This window comes from Bacillus sp. C30, from assembly GCF_040838255.1.
Classification (GTDB): Bacteria; Bacillota; Bacilli; order Bacillales; family Bacillaceae_G; genus Bacillus_A; species Bacillus_A mycoides.
Genome location: NZ_JBFPJH010000410.1, coordinates 1 through 2,662, shown reverse-complemented (window position 1 = coordinate 2,662; position 2,662 = coordinate 1). Strand labels below are relative to the sequence as shown.

The window sequence follows — 2,662 nt, the reverse complement described above, 5'->3', positions numbered from 1 at the left end:
AGCTATTACAGTACAAAAAAATAAAGAATACTATGATAAAAAGGTAACATTAAAAGAAATTGAGTTTCGTATTATTCCAGATTCTAAAACAGCGTACCAATTGTACAAGTCAAAAGAATTAGATTTGCTAAGTAGCTTACCACAAGAGATGATTGAAAAAGAAAAAGGAAACAAAGAATATAAGCGTGTTGCAGGATTCTCATCTTATATTTATTCGTTTAACGTAGAAAAAGAGCCGTTTACAAATGCAAAAGTACGTAAAGCATTTTCATTAGCGGTTGATCGTAAGTTTATCGTTGAAAAACTGTATAAAAATAATGCACAAGAAGCATATGCATTCGTTCCAGAAGGGGCAAAAACACAAGGTGGTCGTGATTTCCGTAAAGAAAAAGGCGATTACGTAAAATTCGATTCAGCAGAAGCGAAAAAATTATTAGAAGAGGGCATGAAAGAGCAAGGTTGGTCTACATTACCTGAAGTAACATTAAAATTCACTACAGATACACAACATAAAAAAGTAGCAGAAGCAATGCAAGAAATGTTTAAGAAAAATCTTGGTGTAGATATTAAATTAGAAAATAAAGAGTGGAAGAGTTACATCGATACATATAAGCAAAGTGATTTCCAATTAGCTTATATGGGATGGGGCGGTTCTTTATTAGACCCAATTACTAAACTAGATTTATATGCAGGTGATGGTCCAAACAACTATGCAAAATGGCATAATAAAGAATTTGACGCTTTAATCAAAGAAGCAGAAGTTGAACAAAATGAAGATAAGCGTTTTGATTTATTGCATAAAGCAGAAGATATTATGTTTGATGATACACCATTAATCCCAATTATTTTCCCAAGCTCTTCATATTTACAAAAATCATCAGTATCTGGCGTCCAATTCATTATCGGTTCTAGTCCAGAACTAAGATACGTAAAAATTAAAAAATAAAGAAGTAGGCAACCGCCTACTTCTTTATTTTATTTCTCTTTTATATTCTTTTTTCGTTCCATCAGAGAATACAACTTCTAAAGCGAATTTTTGGTAGTCTTTATCAAGTTTGAACACGTTTACTACTTGATCAATTACTTCTTGGTCAGGAGTATCTTTATCAAATTTTAATTCTTGTAGAAGTGGGCTTAATTTTGTAATAGCCTCGTCGCCTGTTAATTTTACATCTGCTTTATGGTCTTCAACTTTTGCTTCCATTTTTTTATCGGCTGCTACATTTTTATAATCAGCTTCGTAGTCTTTCTTTGTATCTTGATAGTCCGTTTTTAAATCGAATTCATTGAAGTTTAGCTTTAAATCAGCAGGAGCTTCGTTTTTTGCCTCTTCTGTAGTCTTTTTATTAGAAGTTGTATCTTCTTTTGCAGGAGCTTTACATCCTGTTAATGCAGGTACTAGCATAAGAGCTAATAAAATTGATAGTAAAATTCTCATTATAAATTCCTCCTTATGTAAATTTGTTCTATACAAGTTTTTCCCAAAATCATGTAATTATGTATGTGTTGAAAATAAATTATTTTCTCGCAGATTCAAGGGTAAATGCGCAATTTAAATCAGAAATGATTTGTATGTATATGGTAAATTTAAGTTGTAAGGAGGTACTGAAATGCATGAAGAATATAAAGAGATGATAAAAAAAGCAATCGAATATATAGAGAATCATTTACATGAAGAGCTTACAACAGAAAGAGTGGCATTTCACGGTGCAGTATCGATGTACCATTTTCATCGTATTTTTCAAAGTTATATTGGGATGAGTGTAACGGATTATGTTCGTAAGAGAAGATTAACTCATGCTGCACAGGCTTTAGTATCGACTGAAAGAGCAGTCATTGATATTGCAGTGCAATATGGTTTTTCCTCACAAGAGGCATTTACTAGAGCTTTTAAAAGAATGTTTCAATTACCACCAAAAAAATATCGAAAGTATTTCCAGTCATTTTATATAGAAAGAGAGGGTGTTTCAATGGAAAAAGGTATACCAAAAGGATGGGTATTAAGCGGAAGTCATCCTGCTGAATATGAAATGGGTTTAGATTATGAAGTTGTTCATCAAGGAAAAGTATCTGCATACATAAAAGCAAAAGAGAACGTTACGCATGGAGGCTTTTCAACATTAATGCAAATGTTCCGAGCGGATAAATATGTAGGTAAGAGGTTGCGTTTAACAGCATTTATTAAGAGTGAGAATGTAAAAGACTGGGCAGGATTGTGGATGCGAGTAGACGGAAAAGATACAGAGCCTATTGCTATGGATAACATGCAAAATCGTCCAATTAAAAATACGAATAACTGGCAATCATACTCGGTTGTACTAGATATAAAAGAAGAAGCACTTGGTATTGCATTTGGTGTTTTATTATCAGGAGAAGGTTGTGTCTGGTTAGATAGTATTCGATTTGATGAAGTGAATGAAAAAATTCCTTCAACAGATTTGGCAGAAAACTTTTATGAAACACTCCTAGAAGAGCCGGTGAATCTGCAATTTGAAGAAATAGAAAATTAAAAAGTAAGGAGAAAAGATATGCTCAAATATGTGAAATTGATAAGTATTAGTTTAGTAGTATCGTCGTGTATTATGGGAATCAACTATTTAATTAGTTATGATGTTAGACTAAAAAGTAGACACAGGTTAATATGATAAAAAATGAACTAAAT

The 2,662-nt window shown here is 32.2% G+C and carries 3 protein-coding genes; 2 read left to right on the top strand and 1 reads right to left on the bottom strand.

Annotated features, from left to right (window positions below; translation table 11 throughout):
• On the top strand, positions 1 to 946 hold a 946-nt coding region (locus AB3X49_RS21020), incomplete at its 5' end, for a peptide ABC transporter substrate-binding protein (protein WP_367964522.1).
• A 24-nt stretch (positions 947 to 970) separates the two neighbouring features.
• On the opposite strand, the gene AB3X49_RS21015 is transcribed toward AB3X49_RS21020, so the two are convergent.
• Positions 971 to 1,438 (bottom strand): YusW family protein, encoded by a 468-nt coding sequence (locus tag AB3X49_RS21015; protein WP_367964520.1) that lies wholly within the window; start codon positions 1,436 to 1,438, stop codon positions 971 to 973.
• Between the two features lie 172 nt (positions 1,439 to 1,610).
• Here AB3X49_RS21015 and AB3X49_RS21010 point away from each other — a divergent pair, with 172 nt between their 5' ends.
• Entirely contained in the window at positions 1,611 to 2,510 is a 900-nt protein-coding gene (locus AB3X49_RS21010) for a helix-turn-helix transcriptional regulator (RefSeq protein ID WP_367964518.1), read from the top strand.
• The last annotated feature ends 152 nt before the right edge of the window (positions 2,511 to 2,662 follow it).